Here is a 24,012-nt window from a genome sequence, read left to right on the forward strand (position 1 = left end):
CGTTATAACCTATTGGATTGTTCCCGCTAAAAGTGAACCAAAGAACTCTTCTGAGCCGACTTGTCCTCCTTTGAAATTAATCTCAATTCTATCTGCAGGAGAGTTGGGGGCGTGAGCCGTACAAATCGGTGAGCCAGGTGCAAATGGACAAAGCATCTCAAGGGTTTCAATGCCAATTTCTTGGGCTAGATAGCTCGATGTATCTCCACCAGCTACGCAAACTCTGCGCACTGAAGTTTCGTCCAATGCCTGTCGTACCAAGCGGCCCATCGCTGTGCCTAGTACCTGCGAGCTACAACTAGCACTTGGCCCTCCATTGGTACTCCATTTAGATAGTACTTCTGCTGTGGCAGCTATGCGTGGGTCGGAATTGCCTTTACTAGTGTGCGCGACAACACTTTTTCCCGATTTAAGAAGATCGACCACTTCGTTTGCCGATCGTTGTATCGATTGATGCGAGCCTTCATCAGCGGCGACCGAGGCGGTATCAATTGCCACTTCAACGATGCCATTCTTGGCCGCCCATTCTATTTGAGACTTAGTGACTGGCGAACAACTGCCGGAGACGATGAGAACTTGACTTGTCTTACCAGGATTCTCCCAGTTGTCCCTAGGCTTCAGCTTACCCATCGAAGCCCACTGCGAGCAGAGCGCCATCTCCACACCAGAGGAACCAACAGCAAACCGAAGGGACTCTGGGCCTTCACTCTGATCAAGCAGTGCACCTATCTGCTTCAGTTGATCATCGTTCACCACGTCAAAGAGTACGACCTCAGCCCCGGCAGCTACGAGTTGATTCAATTCTTGTCGTTGTTGCTCAGCCGTTAAGCTGAACTTGAGCAAGTCGAACAACGCTAACTTGGCTTTCGTCTGTTTACCCAAATGAATGCGTAGATCGCTTTCTGTCATCGGTGTCTTTGAGTGACCGCTTGCTGAAGGGTGTCGATCAAGACGAAAGACTTCTTCCCCGTAATTAACTCCCGCCGTGGCGAACAAGTGGCCAAACGCACAATATCGGCCCAAGGAGGGGGCACCAACAACCAGCGAAACATTCGGGGAGCCAAGGACTCGACGACCAACATCAATTGCACAGCCTATGCTGCCAATCTCTGGCGCGGAATCGAAAGTGGAACAAACTTTGTAATGGATATGTCGAGGCTGCAGTTCTTGCAAAGCCGTGAAAGCATGGACTAACTCTTTCTCCATGGCGCTGGGAGAGAGAGAACGTGTTGTTCCGGCTACTCCTACTGCCTGCAGACCACTATGCCGGGCCAACATTTCCCGAGTAGGCGGCCGAGTGAACAGCGCAGTGCGGACCCCAGCTCGGGATAAACATTCCAACGCATCGGTCGAGCCGGTGAAGTCGTCACCGTAATATGTGAGCAACAAGTCATTCATGGCGATGATGCTGCATGTAAAGCAGGGGTCTGAACTGGACTAGAACAATTGTGCTTTGAAAACTTCTCCGTGGCTCGCCTTAAAGCCGATGATTCCTGAATGGCCTCTTGCAGAGATAAGCCAGCGACGGCAGCCTCCCAGGATTCCTGGAGGGCTTTGACTCCTTCTCGTGGTCCATCAGGATGTCCCAAAATACCGCCCCCTGCGAGATACAATAAATCGACCGTCTTGGTTTGGCGGTAAGTCTCAGGGGCTTGCCCTCCCCATTGGCCGGAAGAAACGACCGGCAGGATCGGAAAACCACCCAACATCGGTTCTTGACAAGCATTCATCGAACGCACAACCGACTCATCGGATTCGCAAAACTTATTCTGTATCCCATTGACGTGAATGTGATCGATCCCTGCCAATCGCCAAAGTTTCTGATAGGCCTTAAATTCTATTCCCAAAAACGGGTGTCGATTGAGCATGCCCCAGCCATTGCGGTGCCCGTGTATAGCAAGTTGCCCACGATCGCAGATTTTTTTGACTCCGGCCATACCAACACTATTGAGGCTAACCATTGCGCAGGTACCACCCTGCCCTACTACAGTATCGTAGTGTTCAAGCATGCGATCCATTTCGTCGCTGATATTGAACGCCACCATGACCTTTTTGCCCGTTCGAGCCGCATGATCGTTGACCACACACATGACAACTGCAACTCGCTCTTTGAATGGAGAGTGCGGAGGGTCGGCCATCAATTCGTCGTCCTTTATGAAATCAACGCCTGCCTCCACAAGAGTTTCGACGAGCTTGGCAGTTTCCTCGGGAGACAATCCCACACTGGGCTTGATGATCGTACCGATCAGAGGACGGTCGGGCAGCACATCAGCAAGTTGTCGAGTCCCTTCGATACCAAAGGCAGGGCCTCTGAAGTGCTCCCTGAAAGAGGCCGGGAATTCCAGGTCCATCAGTTTAAGACCAGAAAACTGACGAAGCTCGTAGAGGTTTCCTTGCACTGTGGATATGATCGCTGGCAAGTTGTATCCAACATTTTCCAGGGGCCACGAAATAACGACTTCCGCCCGCTTGTAGCTGTTCTCGCTACTCAAGCAACCTGGAAGGCTGGGTGTGTCGCTCTGCTCAAGCTCTCGAAGGCTTTCAATCCGCGCGGCAAACCGCTGTTTGAGTGCCTCGGTTTCTCCTGGCACGGAAACAAAAGTACCGGAAGACTGCTCACCAGCCAACGACTCCGCAGCCACCGCGATGTCCAGCGGCGTTTCAATCAGATAAGTGGCGAAAAATCGTTCCATAGCAATTCAAACACTGGCCCTGACTATTGCCAAAATAAATCCTGATAGTTTCTCGGGGCAGACCATGGCACGTACAAAGTGCCAGGGTCCAATCCGTAGAGATAATCTTCGATGTGCGTGTACCCGTCACCATTCAGGTCGCCTGACGCATCGCTAGGGTCGTCAGGCTCGAGGTTGTATTGCAGCTCCCATTGATCCGGCATGCCATCGCCATCACTATCAGCAAGAGGTTCTCCCTGGTATTTGGGATACCCTCCAACCTGTTCAATGTTAGTGATGATCCCCTTTCCTTCCTGATAGCCAACTTTTCCCGTTCGGACCATTTCAATCACTCGCTGATCTACGGCGTCTCGTTTTGGAAGCGTTGCCCCGGCTTCGGCCAGCACGAATTTGTAGGCTTCTTTAGCAGGCTGGATCATGAGGTAAGAATGAGGATAAGGCTTGTCAGCCTTTACCTGAGCCATAATTTCAATGCGCCTTTGTTCCGCGAGAGTTCTTCGCTGCTCGGGTGTAAGGTCAGCTTTTCCTGACCGTAATTCTTTTTGCGTTAACTGTTCGTTAATAGGCAGAAGCTCGCTATCCTCGAATTGTACGCCACAGTCCCAGTTGTTTTTGGTGACTTGCTCATTTCCTTCGACTATGTTGCCGGCTACATAAGCTTTTCCAAAATCCAGATTGAAGGTAGGGCTTCTACGTTTCTCGGGTTTGAGAATGCGATAACTGATTGGACGTGAGCGATCAGTAATCGGTCCCGGCTTAAAATAGTTGTTAATGATGGTGTAGAAGCTTCGATGATCACCACCGTCAATTGTTCGATGTCGCCAATTATATAGAACATTATTGGCAAAGCTGAAATCGTAGATCATGCCTACACTGGGGTTGCGCCCCGTATTGCAGGCCCACAGATTATGATGGAACGTACTGTTGTAGCCACCAAGAGTACTCCCAAAAGAATGGTTGTAAGTATCTAGCGCTTCGCTGAAGATCGAATTCTGAATGGTAATGTTCACAGTCGGCAGTTTTTGAGCCAGACTACCGTCGGCTGGCTCATACATGTGGCGGTACATCGACAAGTTTTCATCCAGGCCCCAGCTTGCTGAAACGTGGTCAATGATTATGTTTCCCACGGGATTGCCTCCCAAAGAATCATTTCGATCCCCTACCCAGGTAGCCCCTCGACGAAATCGCATGTGGCGGATAATCACATCGTGAGTGTCAATTTCGACAGTGTCACCAGCAATACAAATCCCGTCTCCTGGTGCGTGGCTACCGTCGATTGTCAAGTAAGGGGCACGTACTAAGATGCGCTCCTTCAGCCTGATGATTCCTGCAACATTAAAGACGACAAACCGAGGTCCTCCCGCTTCCAGTGCTTCACGAAAGCTGCCTGGACCGCTGTCATTGAGATTCGTCACGACAAAAACTCGACCGCCTCGCCCTCCAAAACTGTACATTCCCCCTCCTTGCGCACCGGGAAATGCGGGGACCGAAGCTTGGGGCAGGTCACCTGGTTTCTTGGCCCAGGGGATGAAAGGTTTATCTCTCATTTCCCATTGCCGAATAGTTGGCAAGGCCTTTTTCCATGCAGCGTCTGAATGACTTCGTACCGCATCCATTCGTTGCTTTGATTCAGCAGCGACTTCAGGTGAAATATCGGGATACTGACTATGGCAAACGTCCGCTATTGGGAAAACAATTGCAAATGAAAGACTTAGGCAAATGAATTGAAATCGCGTCATATTCGTCCAACTCTACCGCAATTAATCGTCTGGTTAAAAGAAGTCTCACAGCCCTATTTTGCTGTACAAGTAACTCTACATCTTGTAACCAGCAGACGATAAATAATTGTTGATTTTACCTTTGTACTTTCGAAACCAACCGTGCTTCTCATCCGATGAGCCGGCATCCATGGCGTACTCGCGAGCTTCAATTAACAATGCCATGATTTTGCGTTTCTGGTCTTCCGTGAGATTAGGTAGCGTATGAAGATATTGATCGTACGTTCTCGGCAGAACCCCGTAGGTCATGCCATCCTTAATACCATTGACTTCTTCAGGACCTAATTCCGCTGACAGCTTTGCAACAAAACTTCGATGCAACTGAAACTGCTCGATCATTGAAGCCCGGCGTACTTCCTCAATTAAGTCTTCAATTTGCTTCTCCTGAACTGCAACTGACTTCTGCAACTCTGTGATCTCAGTGTCACGTGAATCGTGTATGTCTCGCAGGCCTCGGTATTGCTCGGCTACTGCCTGTGAGATTCGATCTGCGAGCTCTTCATCGGAGAGGCCCAGTTGGTCAACTATCGCCCGGGAGCGAGCATTGATTACTTGAGTGTACTCGTCTTCCTGACCAACCTCCTCTGCAAGGCCCAAAGTCGAGTAGGCTGCCCAAGCTAATAGCACCCACACTACAAAACCCAACTGTTGAACAACTATTCGATCAGACAACATGACAAGTACTGCAATTATTGAGAAAGCCACTGTTAATTTAGTATATTCGGGGAAACCGTTTTTATAAAGGAGACCGCCTTGCAATGCTGTTCCGCAAAACCGCAGTGACTTTAAGCAGTAAGTCTCGTGAGCCGAGTCGGAGCCTATTTATTGGGCTTCCCTCAATGTTTCTATCAGCCGCGACGTGTCCTCAACGAAGCCTTGAATTTCGACTAGGCTGATTCGATCATACGTTGGCGATAGTGCTCATCGGAACGAGAAGCGATGCGATCCACCTGTTTTTGAGGCAAAAAGTTGGGACCTCCTGCAGTGGTTGCACCGACAAATACTTGAGCCGACTTTTCCGCCATTAATAGGGCAGCTTCCACTTGCTTTGAAGTCTTGCCCAACGCGATCAAGCCGTGATTTTCCAAGAGGATTGTTTTAGGGAAAGTGTTACGACGATCGATAAATGCCGTGACCATCTCCGCTATTTTTGCAGCAAGAATGATTCCTGGATCCACGTACGGCACCAACACCGACTCAGCCCCACAATAAACGATCTGGTCTGGGAAAAGTCGATTCTCGGCGAATTCCTTAGCCCGCGGCGAACAGAGGATTTGATTGACGCAAATCGGATGCGTGTGTCCGATGAATGAGACATCAGGCAACTTCAAAAGCCACGCGTGGAATAAGGTTTCGACCGACGGTTTTAATGCATCAAGATTCACGCGACTGGCAAGCAAAAGTTTCTCGATCTCTTCATCGCCGGTATCTCCAGCGGTCAGGCCATCGAGGATTGGTGCAGAATTCACTTCGACAAGTTGTTTCGCCGTCAACGTGCCTAGTTCAGTTCCGCTAGCCTTAATCAAAAACTGCTCATCGCTGAGTCGACCAGATACATTGCCCTCACCCAAGATAGCCATTCTGTCGGCTAGGCCGATGCGATGGGAAAGCTCCAGAAGTTGATCAAGTACTTCAGACATTGCTTTTTCTAGAAGTTACTGGTTGTTCGAAATCGGTTCGAGCTAGTAATTATGTTGGCTGCTCAGGTGTACACGGTCACCTTACCAAGGCTTATCTTCTTTACGCGTGCCGCAGATTGCCACTTCCATACCTAACGCCTGAGCCATCGCTGCTTTGACAAGCATTGCTTTGTCGGCTTCCTCTGCTGAGTTCGCATAGGCAACCTGAATATGATTGCTCTTATGGCGGGCCATCATTTGGTCTCGAGTCACACCATAGGTAACCGCATGCATGATGGGCCATTGGGGCGTCGTCTCCTTCCAGCGCCGCTGCGTCTCTTCAAGTGGCAGCTCCACTACGGCAGCGCGACCCAAATCTATTTTGAGCCGATTGTCTTCGACATAGATGCGTGACCATACGATTTCACCTGGCTTCGATATGCCCTTGATCGTACCTCCCCCATTGGGGAAATACATCGCAGGTTGGCGAACGCTCGTTGCGCCTTTCCAGCCGCCCGCAAGATGCGCGGGCGGAACACTTCCGCTAATCTCAAACACCCAGACATACTCCTTGGTCGTTCCTGAACCGTCCCAGTCCCCCCAGCGCAGGTCGTGAAGCGTATTTTCCACGGGTTGGTCCATGGCCTTGTGGATTCGGTAGGTCATCAGCCCATCAAGTCCCGCGCACTCATCGACTTCATTAAAGTGCGGCAGCGGCTCTCCTTCATAGAGCACGCGCTCACCGTCTCGACTGAGAACAGGAGGTCTCTCACCATTATTGAGCGTTCCTTCCACGAGATCGCTGGCAGGAAGTAGATCTTTAAGTCCTTGTTGATACTGAATACCGATCGTGTCGCATCCAAAGTCGTCGGCAATCCGCACGGCTGCGATATACATTTTGCATTGCAGAAGGATTTGCTCGTATGTGAGGTCTTCCGCATGACTGGGACCAGTCTCGAAGGTCATTCCTCGATCTTCCATCCATTTGCGTGACTCTCGAGCTTGCTCGTCGGAGACTTGAGTTGCTTCGTAGTAGAGTGCCGACTGGCTCAGTCGTTCCTTATAAACCCCGGTAGGATTGAGCAAATGGTCTGGAATGATGGCGTTAAACATCCCCATGCAACCTTCATCAAACACGCCCATAATAGCTTTGTCACGCACAAGCTGCTGAGCCAATGCCTGCCCCAATTCCTTTTCCGGCTTGCCGACGGATACTCGATCCAACGGAGTAACGTGATCGATCGCATGTCGAATCGTTTCTCCCGAGAACCAGCGGGTCAACTGCTCTAAGAATTGTGCATCGCTAAAATCTTCGGTCCATAGGGTACTGTAAACAACCCCTGCCTTGGTAAGCGAACCGTTGAGATTCAGCATTCCAACCAAACCCGGCCAGGTGCCCGACCAGTTGGCCAAAGTGAGAATTGGTCCACGATGGGAGATCAAGCCATGCAGGATATGATGGGAATACTGCCAAACCGCCTCGGCCACGATCAGCGGCACGTCCGGATCGAGTTGGCGGAATACATCCATTCCTTCCTGCTGGGAGCTGATGAATCCGTGTTTCTCATTTTCCTTATAAGGATGAGCACGGATAACTTCCCATTCTGCCGATTCAATTGCTTTAGCTATTTGCTGCTCTATGGCATTCTGTGCCGCCCAGCAATTCTGATTGGCAGACAACCGCAAATCCCCATTGGCCATTAAGTAAACTTGTTTGGCGGCGAGCTTATTTGTTTGTCGTGTTTCGGGCAAACAGTATCCTGGCATGTCTAAATTCTCCACCTTAAACTTCTTGTCATAGTATTTTTTGCAACAGTCCTCGAATTTTCATAAAACTTTCGTCGTATCGGGCTTTTCTCACTAGGAAAACATGATTCACTGCTGAGTTGACCGAATCTGAGCATGATACATTCATTTGGATCTATCATAAATCGCTCTGGCAATAGCGGGGATGTCGTCCCCTGCATTGACACGTCGGAAAGAGACCTGAAGTTTATAGGATTCCGGAGGAACCGCAAACCGCTGCACTACGCCCGGCCCACAACTACTATTGCCTAGTCCGGATTGGCGGGCATCCAAAGAAAGGACTACCTCTTGGCGCGGTTTCAAAAGATGCGCATGGGAGGCAACGGCCAGATCATCGACCGTATAATGCAGTGCCGAAGCAGCAATCGGTTGCGCGGCGACAACCACCATTCCTCGTCCGATTTCGTCGGTCAAAGCAATCCAGCGTACCCCTTCTTTGTTACCGTTCTCTTGAGGTCTCGGATAGGGAACGTACTGTTGTGTGACAGTACTTGTCCAAAGCCCCAAAGGACAAGATTCCTTGCGGTCGGGATAGTTTTCGTGGGGACCATGCCCAAACCAAGTCATCGTTTCCAATTCAGGAGATAACCGGAGCATGACCCCGATTCGACCCAGCGGAGGAAGCGAACCGGCAGGCGTGAAACTATTCGTCATGTCCAACGAACCATCACCCCGTACTAACCATTGGGAATATTGATCGTAACTCCCTGTGCTAAAATTGTATTTGGCACGAATCTCAATCTCCACGGTATCTCTTGTCGATTCAGAAGCCTCGCAAGATTGTACGATGCGTTCTGGTGACGCGAGTCCCGTTTCCTGCCAATTCTTGGCGAGCCAGTTCCCAAATCCACGGTCGTTGTCGGTCGGTGCCCGGAAGAACTGAGCGACTGGACTTGCAAGTTCCGTAGCATTGGCCGCTAAGACTTCATGCCCATCATACTCGAGCGATACCAAACTCCCTTGCGCTCGATTAAACCGAGCAACGAATTCATTGCCGTTGATTGTTATAGTTTCATCGGACCGAGTGACATTAAGTTTCGCAAGTGCCGAAGTGTGAATCTGCGGAGCTAAAGTGTGTTGTACAGTAAACGGGAATTGCTCCCAGGCAATTTCATAGCCTACATCTGCCCAGGGTGTAGCTTCGCGAGTGTGTACGCTGACTCGCAAATAGGCCGCTTCACCGGCTGGAAAAGGCCCCGTCTCGTTGCAAGGAATTTTCAATATCCCTTCTTCGCCTGGTTCTAATTCCAGAGGTTCAAGATCGCCCGAAAGCACAATCTGACCCCCGACTAGAAATTGCCAGCGAAGATCGAACTGGTTCAAGTTACTGTGATCAAATCGATTGACGACTCGCAGAGATGCAATGTTCGGACTAAGCCGCTCTGACTGGAAGGTCACCGGTTGGTAGACTTTTTTCACTTCGTGATATTTCGGCGTCAGTCGACGATCGGCAAAGACGATCCCGTTAAGACAAAAAGCCTTCGAATGTGGAAAATCGCCAAAGTCTCCTCCATAGGCCAGAAATTGTTTCCCTTCAGAGTCTTTTTTATACAACCCCTGATCTGCCCAGTCCCAAATAAATCCTCCCAGCAAGCGTGGTTGGGAATAGATCTCATCCCAATACTCAGCGAGATTCCCAACAGCATTTCCCATCGCATGGCAATACTCGCTCATGACTATCGGGCGGTCGTCTTTGGAATTCTGAGCAAGCTCCAACAACCTTTCCCAACGAGCATTTTCGGCACGCTCCTGTTGATTTCCGTCGGGGAGCGGTGGCTGCAAATACTCTTGATTCACGCGCGGATAGAAACGACTTACAATATCAACGGTCCTAGGATCTGCTGGTTCTGATTGTGATCCTTCATAGTGCACTGGCCTAGTTGGGTCGAAAGCATGCAACCAGCCAGAAATGGCAGCAAAGTTCGGGCCGTACCCAGATTCATTGCCCATCGACCAACAGAAAACACTGGGATGGTTCTTGTCGCGTTCCGCCATGCGGATCGCCCGATCAAGAAAGGCCTGCCCCCAGCGCGGATCACTTGCCAACAGTCCTCGAACTCCGTGTGTTTCTAAGTTTGCTTCATCCATCACATACATTCCGTATCGATCACACAACTCATACCAGCGGGGATCGTTCGGATAATGGGACGTGCGAACCGCATTGATATTCGCCTGCTTCATCAGCTTGATATCCTGCACCATGCTGTCTAGTGGGATGGCGTGTCCGTACTGTGGGTGATGCTCGTGGCGATTGATACCGCGTAGTCGAACTGGTTTACCATTGACAAGCAGTCGACCATTTAAGATTTCAATCTTTCTGAACCCCACGTCGCAGCCAACTGCCTCGACGGTGTGGCCCTGAGGATCGTGCAATTTGAGGACCAGGCGATAGAGGTTAGGCGTCTCCGCAGTCCACTTCGTAGGATTCTGAACTGTTGCATCCATCCAGCCAAATTTAGGCAAACCTCGTTGAGGAGTACGCTGATTCAGGATTTCGGCGTTGAAGTCTCGATTGACGATGGATGCTGCATCTTGGACTAATGGGTCTGAAAACTCTTTTCTGTGAGCTTTGTCGAATAACTGGGCCTGCAAAGTCCAGCCTGCCAAAGACTCAGTATCCCCTGCGTCTAGTTCCGGCTCAATGGACAGGGTCGCACCTTTGTAATCGTCATCTAGTTCAGTTCGAACTGCAAAATCACAAATTCGTACCGAGTCAGTTGAATACAGAAACACATCTCGAAAGATTCCACTCAACCGCCACATGTCCTGATCCTCGAGATGGCTTCCATCGCACCAGCGATAGACCTGAACTGCAATCTGGTTGCGTCCTGCGACGAGCCAATCAGTTATTTCAAATTCTGCCGGCGTTCTGCTACCCTGACTATAGCCGACAGCGTGTCCATTGACCCAGACATAGACGGCACTATCGACGCCAGCGAAGTGCAGAAATACTCGCCGCCCATCCCACTTTTCCGATAGGGTAAAGTCCCGCCGATAAGAACCTACGGGATTTCGCTCCGCAAACGATGTGTATTTCGGATCCGGTTCGGAAGTGACACGCGGCGGGTCGATACGGAACGGGTAACCTGCACTGATATAGATCGGTGTACCGTAGCCGTGCATCTCCCAATTGGAAGGAACCGGAATCACTGGCCACTTGGAATCATCGTATCCCGGCACAAAAAAACCCTGAGGACGTTCTTCGCTTCGTGGCACCCATTGAAACCGCCAGTCTCCATTGAGAGACAAGAACCAGGGAGATGCACTTTGTTCGCCGGCTAGGGCTTGCTCACTGGTAGCGTAGGGGATAAATGAAGCACGGGCGCGCAACCGATTCTTTTGTAGAACATGCTCATTCTCCCAATCTGGCTGAGCTACATCTGCATAGCCGAGCGAACTCAGAGCAAGCCATAGCAGAACACTGACCATCGCCAGCACGATTCGGTACCTGGCAGACAAGTGTATGAGTAAAATTATCACTCGTTCGCCTCAGATGCATGTACGGGGTTACGCTGAGTTTCTGGAGATTCTAAATCACCATCAAACAATGCCCTTTGGCCGCTTTTCAATAGTAATGGAACTACTTGAGAATGATATCGAATCTTGGCAGGTAGACCTTTGCGACTGAGAATCTCGACAGATACCAACTTGCCATTTTTCCAACTCATGGAAACTTCAAACCCACCACGAGCGCACAAACCGTGGACTTCTCCTTCGGGCCAGGCCGAGGGTAAGGCAGGTAAAAGCTCGATATCAACCAAGCCATTGTTGCTCAAATCGGGTGAGGAGCTTTGCAACAGCATCTCAGCAATTGCAGCCGTCGCACCCAAATTCCCGTCAATCTGAAATGGAGGGTGGGCGTCAAAAAGATTGGGGTACGTTCCGCCACTCCACTGCTTCTCTGAATGACCATGGAGGACGGGATGCAAATGCTGGCGCAGCAATTGGTACGCCCTATCGCCATCTTGCAAACGAGTCCACATGGCGATCTTGTTGGCAAGTCCCCAGCCCGTGCCTGAATCTCCCCGAACATCCAGCGACTTGCGAGCCGCAGCAGCCAACTCAGGAGTCTGACTCGCACTGATTTCATTCCCGGGATAGAGTCCCCACAAGTGAGAGACATGCCGATGTTCGGGATCCTTTTCAGGATATTCAGCGTCCCACTCCATGATGCGACCATCTGAGGCAATTCTTGTCGGAGCTAATTGCTCTATGGTGAGACTAAGTCCCTCACGAAACTCCTCATCCTTATTCAAGACCTCACCTGCCTGCCGACACGCATTGAAATGGTATCGCAAGATTTGCATGTCCATGGCGGATCCGATGCAAATCGATGCTTCCCCTCCGTTAGGTAAGTAATATCGATTCTCTGGGGACGTTGACGGTGCAGTTACCAGCCAATCCTGCGTGGGATGTTCCACCAACGTGTCGAGGTAGAATTCTGCCGCACCCTTCATGACCGGGTAGACTTGAAGGAGGAAATCCTGGTCTTGAGTAAATAGGTAATGCTCCCACAAATGTTGGCAAAGCCAGGCAGAACATGTGTTGGTCGATCCCCAACTGACTCTCTCGCCGGGCGAAGTGAAACCCCAAGGGTTTGCCAGGACATGGGTCACCCAGCCATCCGCGTCGTAATAGTTTTGCGCGGTTTGCGACCCTGGCTGGACGAGCGATTCGATGAGGCAAAACAACGGCTCATGAAGTTCAGAAAGATTGCAGACCTCGGCAGCCCAATAGTTCATCTGGACATTGATATTCGCGTGCCAATCGCCATTCCAGGGGGTCTGAATCTCCTCAGCCCAGATTCCTTGAAGATTCGCTGGCCGACCCCCAGGACGAGACGACGAAATCAAAAGATATCGTCCGAAGTTGAAATAAAGCGCAGCCAAGCCATTGTCCGACACGCCCTCCCAAGAAGCACGTAATCTCGCATCCGTTGGTAGCTTTGCGTAGGATTCATTCTTTTTAGGTGCCAAGCAGAGACTGACTCGGTCGTAAAAAGATTGATAATCACGAACATGATCTTTCAATAACTCGGCAAAGGGCTTGGTGGCCGCGTGCGCAAGGTCTGCCTTGGAAACTTCCTCCGGACTCGAATTCGGCTGGCTTACGAGGGACTCTAGGTCAGTTGCCGCGCTCACCAACAATATTGCCGAGGTTGTTCCCCGAACTTTGATGGTGTCTCCATGTTCGGATACCGTGCCGCCAGTGTGTAGTACTTTCACACGACTACAAAACCGGACTCCAGTTCCACTATCTTTGCCATCGTTGAGCTGTCCCTCCATCAGAAGTTCGTTCACATTGACACTTTCTGTGTTGCTTCTCTCGGATCGGTCGAGCGAAACGTCAAACGACAATACTCCGTCCTTGCTGGCCGTGAGTCGATAGACAAACACCTGATCGGGGTAGCTAACAAAAGCCTCTCGCTGGTATTTAACACCAACTTGCGAGTAGCTGATCCGAACGACCGCGTCGCTCAGGTCAAGTTCTCTGCGGTAGTTCTGTACAGAAGGAGTTTCCCCATCGAGCAGGAATTTCAATCGGAGCGTGCCGAGTGTTTGGTAACAGCCGTAGGGTAGCTCACCAGCCTTACCGTGCCCCGAGCCCAGTCCAGCACAGGTAAACTCGTCGTTCATAAGCTGTTCGGCAGCCACGTTTCCCCCAGCGAATAGCAGTCGTCGAATTTCCGGAAGGAATGCCGCTGCCCCCGGACGGTCGGCTTGTTGCGGGGAGCCAGACCACACGCCGTTCTCGTTAAGTACAACCGTTTCTTCGTTCACACCTCCATAGATCATGGCACCGAGTCGACCGTTACCGATGGGAGACGATTCAGTGAAATGGCTGGCAGGCCTGTCGAACCAAACAAGCTCACTTTCCGTGCCACAGGCTCCGTTGGCTGCGACTTCTACCAAGAGCAAAAAGAGCATACTGAATTGCAACTTGAAATTCATGTTAGCGATTCCGAAGGTCTTCAGAGGTTGCCAAGGCGAGTATACGACCTTCTTTACCGACAGCGCAGTAGAAATGGTAGACAACGCCATCGTGTTTGAGCATCCATGGCTTGTGTGCGAACGTCTTGTCCCAAGGTTCGGAAGACTGAACAAGGACGTCGCCGTCCCATTGAGTCCAATGCACCAAGTCCTTGGAACACGCAAAACTATCAAAAGCTCCTGGCCCCCAACCCAGTCCAAAATAGAACATGACCCACAGGTCGCCAATCTTTACGAGTTGTGGATCCCCTGAAATCCCCTTGCCATTGTCAATGACTGGACCCGATCCATATCGCGACCAATTCACCATGTCTTTTGAAACTGCCATGCCGATACGTTCGATTCCTTGTCCCTGCTGTTTGCCGTTGTAATACATGACAAAAGGGAAACCCAACGACTCCGACTTATCCCAGAGGATATGGCTCTTGTAGAGAGTCGCGCGTTCAAAAGGGCGCGCATCCGACTGACTTGGGGTGAGCACCGGATTTTCTGCAAGACGGTTCCAGGGCTTGGCTTTCTGCGGCTCGGTAGTCCAAGCCAGTCCAAGGGACAGTGGATCGGTTTCGTAGCCTTGCAGCGCACCACCAAAGTAGGACATCCAATATTTTCCATCATATGTTTGCAGCTTCGAAGATCCGCCCCATTCAGGGTCGATCAAAGAGATACTCCCATCGGCTTGCCACTGATCCCAGCCACTCTTGCGAAAGGGTAGGATCGTTCCCAAAGGTTCCCAGCTAAGCAGATCCTCACTACGAGCCAGGTACGTTTCGTAACCAATTTTCCCCTGAATCCCGACATACACCATGTACCAGGCATCGTTTCCACGAAATATATTCGGGCAATCAATCGAATGCCCTTCGCTCGGTCGCATGATTACGCCGTACTTGTAAGGAGTTTTTACCTCCTCGTAGATCGCCTTCATTTCCTCCTTAGTAACTGTACGATCAGCGTCTGGTTCCCGGGCTTCAATGATTGTACGCCCCTCTGACTCCGCCCAAGTTGGCTCATTAGGAAATAACCAGAAACATAGACAGGCAACGAATAAAGCAAAGTAAGACATGAGCTTGTTAGAGTACGATTGAAAACTGAAATAGTCTTTTTGCATTTCTGGTACGTCCTTAGAAGAGAAATGGTTATTGCGCGGAGAGAATTACAGGACCGATTAATCCTGCTTCTCGCAGGGTCTTATTTTTTGGCAGAGGGGGCGCGGTAGTCCAACTCCATTGCGGCGCGTCAGGATGACTTTGGTCGCCCAGTAGCCGATTGACCCAAGTATTTGTAACTTTAATTTCGAGATCATTCATTCCAGGTCGCAATGCATCGGTAACTTCAATTCGGTAGGGGGCAGTCCAAGCGACGCCACATTCGATATCATTCAACTTGACGGATGCGAGATCTGCTACTTTTCCAAGTTCAAGCCAATAACGATTGACATCAGATGCCAGGGGAGTCCAATAAAACTTTTGACGATACACACACGTTCCGGAAAAAAAGCGAATATCTTCCTCGGGACGTGTAGTCCAGTCTACCAGATTAGCAAATTCCAGAGGTTCTTTTGGTCCACCCAATTCAGGATCGAAAGTGATTTTCCATGAACCCTCGAGTTCCAACTCATGCCGTAGTTCGATCCAATTTGGCCCTTCGGAACTATCACGAAGTTCAGTCGGACGGCGAAATACCACGAACACCGATTCATGCGGGGCAAGTTTTATTGGTACCAGCGTTCGCCCTGTGGCCATCTGCCATGTGGTGGCCGGATTACGTCGACCTGATACCGGGTCCCAAAGTTCGGGGACTTTGCCGACTGTGCGCAATGAGACATTTAGCTGTTGCTCACTGCTGGCTTGATTTGACACGAAATAGATCTCGCCTTCTTTTGCTCGGCGGTGTGCCCAGCCTATGTTGTTTACTCGGTCTCCCGACGGAGTCGTCGCTATAAAGTCTGGCTCAAGGCCCAAGTCGGCAAAGGAATCCGACTGAATTGGCCCACGAATGACCCTTCCCTGCCCTACATCGTGCTCAGGATTCTGATCTTTAGCCAAGAGCTGGTGAACGAGCTTGCGAAGTTGGGAGTCACAGCCAGGGAATCCACTAAAACTGGGTGATTGCTTTGGTGGAGCACATATCACAATCTGAGCCCCTGCCTGCACCAAATCAATCAGTCGATGAGCCAATTCCGGAGTCATCAACCTCGAATTTGGAGACAGCGGCCTTGAAATCGGTACAACGAGCAGGCCATAGGAAGCACCTCCCGGAAACTCGATCCGCTTCTCTCGCACTTTTGCCAGTCGCAGAAGAGCATCGTGATTCACAGAGTCATAGGCATAGCCCCGCAAAGGATCGATCCAGTCGGCCTGATCGGTCATATTGGCAGAATGCTTTACTCCTGGGGGTAATTCGCGTAGCGGCACCCCCCTATTCGCTAGCCTTTCCACTTCGTGCTCGACGGTATCCTTCCCCATGATTCCCGGCAACGTGCTAACAAGTCGCTCAGGCAGAACAGCTCGGCGGGGCATTTCCTCACCAGTGAACACGGCAATATCTACAACTGCATGTCCACATTGCAACATAGCTTGGCATCGGCGAGCATAGTCAACCCAAGCTTTCCCGGATCTCCACCAGGTTTGATCCCGCTGAAAATAAAGGCCGACATTGTCCAGCGTCATCCCAGGCCGTCGGTCGAGCCACGGATTGTGGGTAAAGACGTGATAGACGAAGCGATTGATACCCAAGCAATACTGCCGATCACCAAGCGACTTGAGCATTGCTGGGTGCTCGTCCCAGTTCATCCGCAGCTCGGTAAAGGCCTCGGCCTGCACAAGCGGTTTGCCGTACACATGCGCGGCAGACACCGCATCGCGGATGTCATTGGGTTTGTCGTGCGTAGGGCTGCGGAGCCAAAACTCTCCCATGGGAATATCAACTTCAGCAAAATGCCGCATACCGTCAGCGAGCATGGTCGGCGCCACACACTCGGCACTAAACTGGCATCCATTCTCATGTGCCAACTCATCCATCGTGCCGAAAAAATTCTTTATCAGCAATTCGCTGATGGTTAGTCGCAAATCGTACAAGAATCGCTCGGAGACATCAGCACTCTCCACGGGAATCCCGGCCATGGCGGGCAGGTACAACAGCGGGTCGTAACCACGCCGCTTCTCAAATTCGCCTCTGAAACTAGGTGTCCAATTTTGGCTGCCACATTCCCAGCTATCGACGTGGAATATTTTCAGGACACGACTTGCAAGTTCAGGGCCGATCTGGCGGATCGCCTCGCCAAACCAGCAATCGAACTGTAATCGAACTGCCAGCGGATTCAGCTTGTCGCATTCGAGCCCTTTGCCGCCCCCTCCAGTTTCATTGCGTGTCCCTGTAGATGTATGGCCCAATCGCAAAATGGTCCAGCTTCCCCCAGGAACATCCAATGTTAGCCTTCCCTGATCATCGAGTGCGTCTGTCAAATCAATTACCGTACTCAATGGCACGCAATCTTCGTCTGACAACAGCGAGCTGGAGGAGCGGCTACTGACGCGCCACACTTCACCTGTCTTGCCTCGGAACTGATTAATTCGAGGCTCAGGCGAAATCTCGATGTGCTTGACTTTCAATACGGGGGACCACTTGGCAGAATCCAAATCTTCGGAGCCAGGTTCTGAGCCATCCTTGTCGAACACTAAGCGAAAGCACTTTGCCGTTGTCGGCTCGATTGCATGCGTCACGATACCAGCCCCATTCTGCCATCCATGGCGCGGAGGTTCGAGGCGTCCAACGGTGTGAAATGACTCGCCGTCGTCGCTTGCTTGGAGCAACAATCGATGGGCCTGATAGTTGTTGCCATCGGGGGTAATGGTTATTGAACTACAGAGAAAGGGCTCTTCATAAGCGAATTGAATCCAGCCCGGTACTTCCATCCGAACACGCTGGTCATCTTGGTCGATTGTCAAAAACTGAGCGTCGAACTCGGGAAGACTTATGGTGACTTTGGGTTCTTCGACCTGAGCTGACTCAACCAAGGGAAAGGCAAGGACGGCAATTTCTTGGTAATATCCCTCATTCACATCGGGTCGCGGCAACTCAAGAGATCTCTTGTGCCCTCCTTCAATCTCTGTCGTTGACCACACAACTTTCTGCATTGAGATCTCTGGTGTGATCCACGGTCCCCCTGCCACTGCGAATCCGTCACAGGCATGCATTGCGATTTGCAAACCAAGCCGATCAGCTTCACTCATGGCATGGCGCACCATATCCCACCAAGCTGAGGTAAGTTGCACCAATGGGGGATCTATCAGAGGCAACTCCGTCGGCCCCTTTATCGGCATGAGGTACGCCCCCCCTAGACCAACCTCCTTCATTGCCTCCAAGTCAGCGGTGATTCCTTCCCGGGAGACACAACCATTCATCCAGTACCAAAACACCCAAGGACTGGCCGAAGAAGGGGGCTCTGCAAACAAAGCCTCAAGATTTGTTGCATGGGCAATTGGAAAAAACGTGAATAGCCCCCAAAATGTCATGAGTGTCCGGAGAATGCGTACAGCACCCGCTGAGCTACTTCTGCAAGTGGACCGCTTCGCTAACATTAGATAAAACAGTGACACTTCGATCCGCTATGAATAGAGCAGTAAAGCTGGAGTCTGCCTTTCTTATCTTATAATCGCCCGAACACCATGCAAATCAGTAATATCCGCCTCAACATGTTTTCTCCTGCAGCTCTCCGCGGCTTGGCTTTGTGTTGCATGTGGTCATATCTTGCAGGAACATCTATCGCACGGGAGAGAAATCCACTTGATGCAGATTGGAAGTTCCGCTTGAGCGAAAAGCCTGATCTTCTCGAAACCGGTTCCGACGCTTCCAATTGGCAAACGGTTCAACTTCCTCATGACTGGAGTATTGAACTCCCTACCGACCCAAAAGCTTTCAGCGCAGGGGGAGGAGGTTTTTTTCCCACAGGCATTGGATGGTACCGTCGCGAGTTCATAGCCCCTGAAGACTGGCGAGATCAGCGAGTTGGTGTTGAGTTTGATGGGGTCTACGAAAATGCCGACGTTTGGATCAATGATGTTCTGCTGGGAAAACACCCTTACGGATACACTCCCTTTCAGTATGACCTCACTCCGCACCTGAATTTTGGCGAGAAAAATACACTGGCGGTACGAGTCGACAATTCCGAGCAGCCCAATTCCCGCTGGTATAGTGGGTCGGGAATCTATCGGCATGTCTGGCTAAATGTCACCGAACCTGTACATATCGATGATAGGAAGATTTCGATCAAGACAGAGCGAGCTTCCGATAAAGAAGCGCTACTGGCCATCGAGGCAACAGTATTAAACGACACATCTGAGAAAAAATCCATCGAGTTGGTAGTCGAAATTCTTGATCCAGGAGATCATGTTGTCGCTTCGGCAACCATTCACATCTCAGTGGAACCTCATAATCACTCCGCTCTGGTTCAGAACTTGGCGATTTCACAGCCACATTTATGGTCGCTGGACTCTCCTAAGCTCTATTCCGCCCGGTTTCGCATTGTCAGCGGCGATCGGCAAATTGACGCATTGGAGATTCCCTTTGGAATTAGAACCATTGAGGTTTCTGCTTCCCAAGGCTTCTTACTCAATGGCAAACCTGTCTTGCTCTGCGGCGCAAACGTTCACCACGACAACGGACCCTTGGGAGCAGCGGCCTTTGATAGGGCCGAGACGAGGAAAGTTGAAATTCTCAAAGCCGCCGGATTCAATGCCGTTCGCACTTCCCACAACCCTCCTTCCAAGGCATACCTAGCAGCGTGCGACCGCCTTGGGTTACTCGTGGTCGATGAAGCCTTCGATGGGTGGGCTGCCAAAAAGAATCCTAACGACTATGGCACTGTTTTCCACGATTGGTGGCAACGCGATCTTACAGCAATGATCCAACGCGATCGCAATCATCCCTCGGTGGTGATGTGGAGCATTGGTAACGAGGTCTACGAAAGAGGCAAGCCGGAAGGTCTAGCCATTGCCAAGGCGATGACAAAACAGATCAAGGAGCTAGATTCTTCTCGACCAATAACCGCCGGAATCAATGGACTCGGTGAAAGTGGCGATTGGTCACAGTTGGACCCACTATTCGATACGCTGGACGTAGCAGGCGTAAACTACGAACTGCATCGTCATGAGGAAGATCATCGGCGTTCTCCAAGCCGAGTAATTATGTCGGCTGAGTCCTATCCTCAAAATGCGTTTGCTTGTTGGAATGCCGCAGCAAAAAGCTCGTACGTAATTGGTGACTTCGTCTGGAGCGGCTTCGACTATTTGGGGGAATCTGGCATCGGGAGAGTATTCGCGTCCGATGAAGAAGTGTTGCCGCATTGGGAAGGCAGTCACTTCCCCTGGCATGGAGCCAACTGTGGAGAAATTGACATTACTGGCTGGCGGAAGCCGCTCTCCCACTATCGTAACATTGTTTGGGACAGTGGTGAGAAGCTCTACATGGCGGTAGTTGCCCCAGCACCCAATAAGCAAGACTGGCAACCCTCCGCATGGGCACAGTTACCCGCGATACCAAGTTGGACTTGGCCCGGAAATGAAGGAAAAGAACTGACCGTCGAGGTCTACTCGCGTTACCCAATTGTCCGTTTGTATTTGAATGAAAAGCTGATTGGTGAAAAGCCTACCTCGCTAGAAAATGAATTTCGCGCTGAATTCAAGGTTCTCTATGAACAAGGAACTCTTAAGGCTGTAGGAGTGTCCAACGGTTCGGTGAAAGAGGAGATGCTCTTCACGACTGCTGGAAAACCTACCGGAATTCGGCTCCTACCCGATCGCAGGACGATATCTGCGGATGGCCAGGACCTTTGTTTTGTTGCCGCGGAAGTCATTGACGATGAGGGTCGCCTTTGCCCTCAATCATGTGCCCTCGTCGAGTACCAGATTGGCGGGAACGGCTCGCTAGCCGCAATTGGGAGTGGCGATCTATCCACTCTCCAAACCTATAGCGCCAATCCCAGGAGTGTCTTTCTAGGGAGGGCAATGGTGGTGATTCGTTCTACTGAGGAACAAGGACCAATTCTACTAGAGGCTAGTTCTCCAGGACTAAAGTCGGCCAAAGTAGAGCTGCGTAGTTCAAATCAATAGTAACCGTTTGGTCTGCGGCCATTCCGGTGCTAGAATATTTTGTTAGTGAGTTGCGGAGAAATGGGTGTTTCTTGCAATATGCGGCGGTATCCTGCAAATCCAGTGTCGGTAATATGGAGTTAGCGGAGTCTTATCTTTCCTCATCTGCTCCTCGCAAATGAGAATGATTGCGTAAGCACTATCCTGATAAACGGATTGCAATCGGCTTTACCGGTTGTCGCAACGAGCGTGGCAAAAAACGCTTGGTTTTCTTTCTCCTTGAGCAAATCATGTTGAATCTTCAGTTATTTTGCTTTGGTATTGGTTCAATTCTTGCCACTTCTATCTCGCTGGTTGCGTCTGAGCAGGAAACGGATTCGTTGACCGAACAACCCGGATACGTATCAAATGAGTTCATCTATGAAATCGCACCCTTTCCATCTTGCCACGCTTCGACGATAGAAGAAACTTCAGATGGCCTGATTGCTGCTTGGTTTGGTGGCACTCACGAGCGCCATCCCGACGTAGGAATCTGGACATCCCGTTGGGAGAACGGCGATTGGTCTCTACCTGTGGAGGTTGCCAATGGGATTATTTCGACGAGTGAACGCTATCCCAGTTGGAACCCAGTCCTGTTCCAACCAGATTCTGGCCCTTTGATGCTGTTTTACAAGTTAGGTCCCACTCCGAGCGATTGGTGGGGGATGCTAATGACATCCTCAGACGAAGGCAAGACTTGGTCCGAACCCCGACGCCTACCAGACGGGATATTAGGTCCTATCAAGAACAAACCCATTCAACTGTCGAATGGGGATATTCTCTCACCCTCAAGTACTGAACATGACGGTTGGCGAGTCCATTTCGAGAGATCCTCGGATCTGGGCAGGACTTGGCAGACGACGGCACCGGTCAACGACGGCGAAAAGATTCGAGCTATTCAACCTAGTCTGTTGCGCTACGACGATCAGTGTCTGCAGGCAATCGGTCGCACGCGATCCAGTGGCATCTTCCAGATATGGTCGAGGGATGAGGGCAAGACTTGGGATGATATGACTCTCACTTCCCTTCCCAATCCCAGTGCAGGCACCGATGCTGCCACCCTCTCCGACGGTCGCCAATTGCTCGTCTACAATCATAATCCAAATTACAAGGGGCGGAGCCCCCTCAATGTGGCGGTCTCGGATGACGGAAAAGATTGGCGAGCGGCTTTAGTACTAGAAGACACACCGAAAAGTGAGTTTTCGTATCCCGCGGTGATTCAATCGCAGGATGGTTTAGTACATATCACCTATACCTGGAATCGAAAACGAATTAAGCATGTCGTGGTCGATCCTGAGAAACTTCGACTGCGACCTATCGTTGAAGGGACTTGGCCTTCCAAAAGACCAGAGGACTTGTGATGTTGTCCTTTGTCGATCTCATAGTGTTGATTGGGTATCTGCTGGGAGTCGTTCTCTTTGGTTGTTTTTTTGCCCGAAAAAGCTCAAGCACCAGTACCTTCATGACCGCTGGGGGTACGTTACCAGCCTGGGCAGTTGGGCTGTCTATCTTCGGCACCTATCTCTCCAGTAACACCTTTTTAGGCGTTCCTGGCAAGGCGTATGGTTCGAATTGGAATGCACTCGTGTTTTCTCTTTCACTGCCACTGGCAGCCTGGTTAGCGACGCGTTTCTTTGTTCCTTTCTACAGGCAGTCGGGGGAGATATCTGCTTACCAGCACCTAGAACGCCGGTTCGGCACTTGGGCACGAACCTACGCTGTTGTTTGCTACTTGTTGACCCAATTCGCTCGGACGGGAACCATCCTCTTCGGAGTGTCGTTGGTGATGTCGGCCCTCACAGGATGGAATCAATCGCTCATCATCGTAGTAGCGGGAGCACTCATTACGCTTTACACGGTCTTGGGAGGGATCGAGGCAGTCATCTGGACCGACGTAGTCCAGTCACTCGTCCTTATCGCTGGTGCAGTAGTCATTCTAATTCTCCTCTTGACCGGTCTACCCGAGGGTCCCACTCAGGTCTTTGCTTTCGGAGCAAGTCACGACAAGTTTTCACTTGGGAGCTTTGATCTTGATCTCACTAGTTCAACCTTTTGGGTCGTCTTGCTCTACGGACTATTCATCAACCTCAGCAATTTCGGCATCGATCAAAGCTTTGTGCAGCGCTACCATACGGCTCGCGACGAACGTCAGGCTTCTCGGAGCGTCTGGCTGGGAGCTATGCTCTACATGCCGATTTCCTTGCTTTTCTTCTTTATCGGGACTTCGGCGTTTAGCTTTTATCACACGCATCCAGATCAACTTGAGAACCTGCGCCGGCAAACAGCAGAAGAACGTCTCGTTCAGGCAAAATCGCCCATCTCAGAGACTACCATTGGCCAGAAAGCGGCCAACCTCACCGACGCTGAACTGGGTGACAAGGTACTGCCCCACTTTATTGTCCATGCATTGCCTGTTGGCGCAAGAGGCCTGTTAATCGCGGCAATCTTGGCGGCGGCGATGAGCAGCATTGATACGTCTCTAAATAGCTCAGCCACGGTGCTTCTGACAGACATATACAAACGATTTATACGTCCCTTTGCCGGCGAGCGAGAATCAATGGTCGTGCTTTACTCTGCAACTCTGCTAATGGGTATCGCAGGCACAGCGGCGGCCGTGGCGATGATTGGTGTGCAAAGTGTACTCGATGCCTGGTGGCTGCTATCTGGCATCTTTGCGGGTGGAGTGCTGGGCCTCTTTCTACTGGGGATTATGAGTCGGCGGACCGGCAACTTCGCTGCTGTGGTAGGCGTTGTATTTGGATTTATCGCAATTCTATCGATGTCTTGGCCGCAACTTCTCGAAATTGCGAAGCTTCGAGGCTGGCAAGTTGTTTCACAGTTCGCGGTACCATCCTTGCTAACGATGCGGTTGCATGAAAACATGACCATTGTTGTTGGAACATTAACGATTCTCTTCGTAGGAATCCTAGTTACACGCTTAGGAGGCACGAAAAATACCGTTGGACTTAGCTTCCAAGAAAGTAAAGAATAGATAACAAGAC

Annotated in this window: 14 protein-coding genes and 1 pseudogene; 4 read left to right on the forward strand and 11 right to left on the reverse strand. The window is 50.9% G+C overall.

Annotated features, from left to right (window positions below):
- Positions 1-9 precede the first annotated feature (9 nt).
- Genes Pla144_RS11825 through Pla144_RS11835 form a run of 3 tightly spaced genes read right to left on the reverse strand, consistent with a single transcriptional unit; the run spans position 10 to position 4,240 of the window.
- Positions 10-1,398, reverse strand: a complete 1,389-nt coding sequence (locus Pla144_RS11825; RefSeq protein WP_146450876.1) for a four-carbon acid sugar kinase family protein — start codon at positions 1,396-1,398, stop codon at positions 10-12.
- The gene (locus tag Pla144_RS11830) at positions 1,395-2,693 is read right to left on the reverse strand and encodes a ribulose-bisphosphate carboxylase large subunit family protein (RefSeq protein WP_146450877.1); all 1,299 of its coding nucleotides are present in this window, start codon (positions 2,691-2,693) and stop codon (positions 1,395-1,397) included. The genes Pla144_RS11825 and Pla144_RS11830 overlap by 4 nt, the downstream gene beginning before the upstream one ends.
- A 23-nt stretch (positions 2,694-2,716) precedes the next feature.
- Entirely contained in the window at positions 2,717-4,240 is a 1,524-nt protein-coding gene (locus tag Pla144_RS11835; RefSeq protein WP_197530605.1) for a hypothetical protein, read from the reverse strand.
- Between the two features lie 35 nt (positions 4,241-4,275).
- On the opposite strand from Pla144_RS11835, the gene Pla144_RS24595 reads away from it, so the two are divergent.
- Positions 4,276-4,416, forward strand: coding sequence for a hypothetical protein (locus Pla144_RS24595; protein ID WP_197530606.1), 141 nt, complete (start codon positions 4,276-4,278; stop codon positions 4,414-4,416).
- 91 nt (positions 4,417-4,507) lie between these two features.
- Here Pla144_RS24595 and Pla144_RS11840 read toward each other — a convergent pair whose 3' ends face one another.
- The 8 genes and pseudogenes from Pla144_RS11840 to Pla144_RS11870 all read right to left on the reverse strand — a co-directional run.
- The gene (locus Pla144_RS11840; RefSeq protein ID WP_146450879.1) at positions 4,508-5,146 is read right to left on the reverse strand and encodes a DUF3826 domain-containing protein; all 639 of its coding nucleotides are present in this window, start codon (positions 5,144-5,146) and stop codon (positions 4,508-4,510) included.
- A gap of 212 nt (positions 5,147-5,358) precedes the next feature.
- Entirely contained in the window at positions 5,359-6,111 is a 753-nt protein-coding gene (locus tag Pla144_RS11845; protein ID WP_146450880.1) for a class II aldolase/adducin family protein, read from the reverse strand.
- An 81-nt stretch (positions 6,112-6,192) separates the two neighbouring features.
- Positions 6,193-7,857, reverse strand: coding sequence for a fucose isomerase (locus tag Pla144_RS11850; protein WP_146450881.1), 1,665 nt, complete (start codon positions 7,855-7,857; stop codon positions 6,193-6,195).
- Between the two features lie 144 nt (positions 7,858-8,001).
- The gene (locus Pla144_RS11855) at positions 8,002-11,376 is read right to left on the reverse strand and encodes a glycoside hydrolase family 2 TIM barrel-domain containing protein (RefSeq protein ID WP_146450882.1); all 3,375 of its coding nucleotides are present in this window, start codon (positions 11,374-11,376) and stop codon (positions 8,002-8,004) included.
- Positions 11,373-13,847: a glycoside hydrolase family 95 protein gene (locus Pla144_RS11860; protein ID WP_197530607.1), complete on the reverse strand. Its 2,475-nt coding sequence runs from the start codon at positions 13,845-13,847 to the stop codon at positions 11,373-11,375. The genes Pla144_RS11855 and Pla144_RS11860 overlap by 4 nt, the downstream gene beginning before the upstream one ends.
- 1 nt (position 13,848) lies before the next feature.
- Positions 13,849-14,991 (reverse strand): hypothetical protein, encoded by a 1,143-nt coding sequence (locus Pla144_RS11865; RefSeq protein ID WP_197530608.1) that lies wholly within the window; start codon positions 14,989-14,991, stop codon positions 13,849-13,851.
- Positions 14,992-15,019: 28 nt separating this feature from the next.
- A complete protein-coding gene (locus Pla144_RS25555) occupies positions 15,020-15,574 on the reverse strand; it encodes a glycosylhydrolase-like jelly roll fold domain-containing protein (RefSeq protein ID WP_391580967.1) in 555 nt (184 codons plus the stop codon).
- A gap of 126 nt (positions 15,575-15,700) precedes the next feature.
- Positions 15,701-18,463 (reverse strand): annotated as a pseudogene (locus tag Pla144_RS11870) (glycosyl hydrolase); the annotation flags it as partial.
- A gap of 156 nt (positions 18,464-18,619) precedes the next feature.
- Between Pla144_RS11870 and Pla144_RS11875 the strand changes: the two are divergent.
- From Pla144_RS11875 to Pla144_RS11885, 3 genes are all read left to right on the forward strand, one after another.
- Entirely contained in the window at positions 18,620-20,992 is a 2,373-nt protein-coding gene (locus tag Pla144_RS11875; protein WP_261342323.1) for a glycoside hydrolase family 2 TIM barrel-domain containing protein, read from the forward strand.
- A 167-nt stretch (positions 20,993-21,159) separates the two neighbouring features.
- Positions 21,160-22,371 carry a sialidase family protein gene (locus tag Pla144_RS11880; protein ID WP_197530611.1) on the forward strand — a complete coding sequence of 404 codons (1,212 nt, stop codon included), beginning with the start codon at positions 21,160-21,162 and terminating at the stop codon, positions 22,369-22,371.
- On the forward strand, positions 22,371-24,002 hold the full coding sequence (locus tag Pla144_RS11885; protein ID WP_146450886.1) for a sodium:solute symporter: 1,632 nt from the start codon (positions 22,371-22,373) through the stop codon (positions 24,000-24,002). The genes Pla144_RS11880 and Pla144_RS11885 overlap by 1 nt, the downstream gene beginning before the upstream one ends.
- The last annotated feature ends 10 nt before the right edge of the window (positions 24,003-24,012 follow it).

Source organism: Bythopirellula polymerisocia, assembly GCF_007860015.1.
Taxonomy (GTDB): domain Bacteria; phylum Planctomycetota; class Planctomycetia; order Pirellulales; family Lacipirellulaceae; genus Bythopirellula; species Bythopirellula polymerisocia.

What these genes read in the sequence shown, in the direction of transcription:
- Pla144_RS11825 (WP_146450876.1), bottom strand. Translation starts at nt 1,398, where the DNA reads ATGAATGACTTGTTGCTCACATATTACGGTGACGACTTCACCGGCTCG.
- Pla144_RS11830 (WP_146450877.1), bottom strand. Translation starts at nt 2,693, where the DNA reads ATGGAACGATTTTTCGCCACTTATCTGATTGAAACGCCGCTGGACATC.
- Pla144_RS11835 (WP_197530605.1), bottom strand. Translation starts at nt 4,240, where the DNA reads ATGAGAGATAAACCTTTCATCCCCTGGGCCAAGAAACCAGGTGACCTG.
- Pla144_RS24595 (WP_197530606.1), top strand. Translation starts at nt 4,276, where the DNA reads ATGCAGCGTCTGAATGACTTCGTACCGCATCCATTCGTTGCTTTGATT.
- Pla144_RS11840 (WP_146450879.1), bottom strand. Translation starts at nt 5,146, where the DNA reads ATGTTGTCTGATCGAATAGTTGTTCAACAGTTGGGTTTTGTAGTGTGG.
- Pla144_RS11845 (WP_146450880.1), bottom strand. Translation starts at nt 6,111, where the DNA reads ATGTCTGAAGTACTTGATCAACTTCTGGAGCTTTCCCATCGCATCGGC.
- Pla144_RS11850 (WP_146450881.1), bottom strand. Translation starts at nt 7,857, where the DNA reads ATGCCAGGATACTGTTTGCCCGAAACACGACAAACAAATAAGCTCGCC.
- Pla144_RS11860 (WP_197530607.1), bottom strand. Translation starts at nt 13,847, where the DNA reads ATGAATTTCAAGTTGCAATTCAGTATGCTCTTTTTGCTCTTGGTAGAA.
- Pla144_RS11865 (WP_197530608.1), bottom strand. Translation starts at nt 14,991, where the DNA reads ATGCAAAAAGACTATTTCAGTTTTCAATCGTACTCTAACAAGCTCATG.
- Pla144_RS11875 (WP_261342323.1), top strand. Translation starts at nt 18,620, where the DNA reads ATGTGGTCATATCTTGCAGGAACATCTATCGCACGGGAGAGAAATCCA.
- Pla144_RS11885 (WP_146450886.1), top strand. Translation starts at nt 22,371, where the DNA reads ATGTTGTCCTTTGTCGATCTCATAGTGTTGATTGGGTATCTGCTGGGA.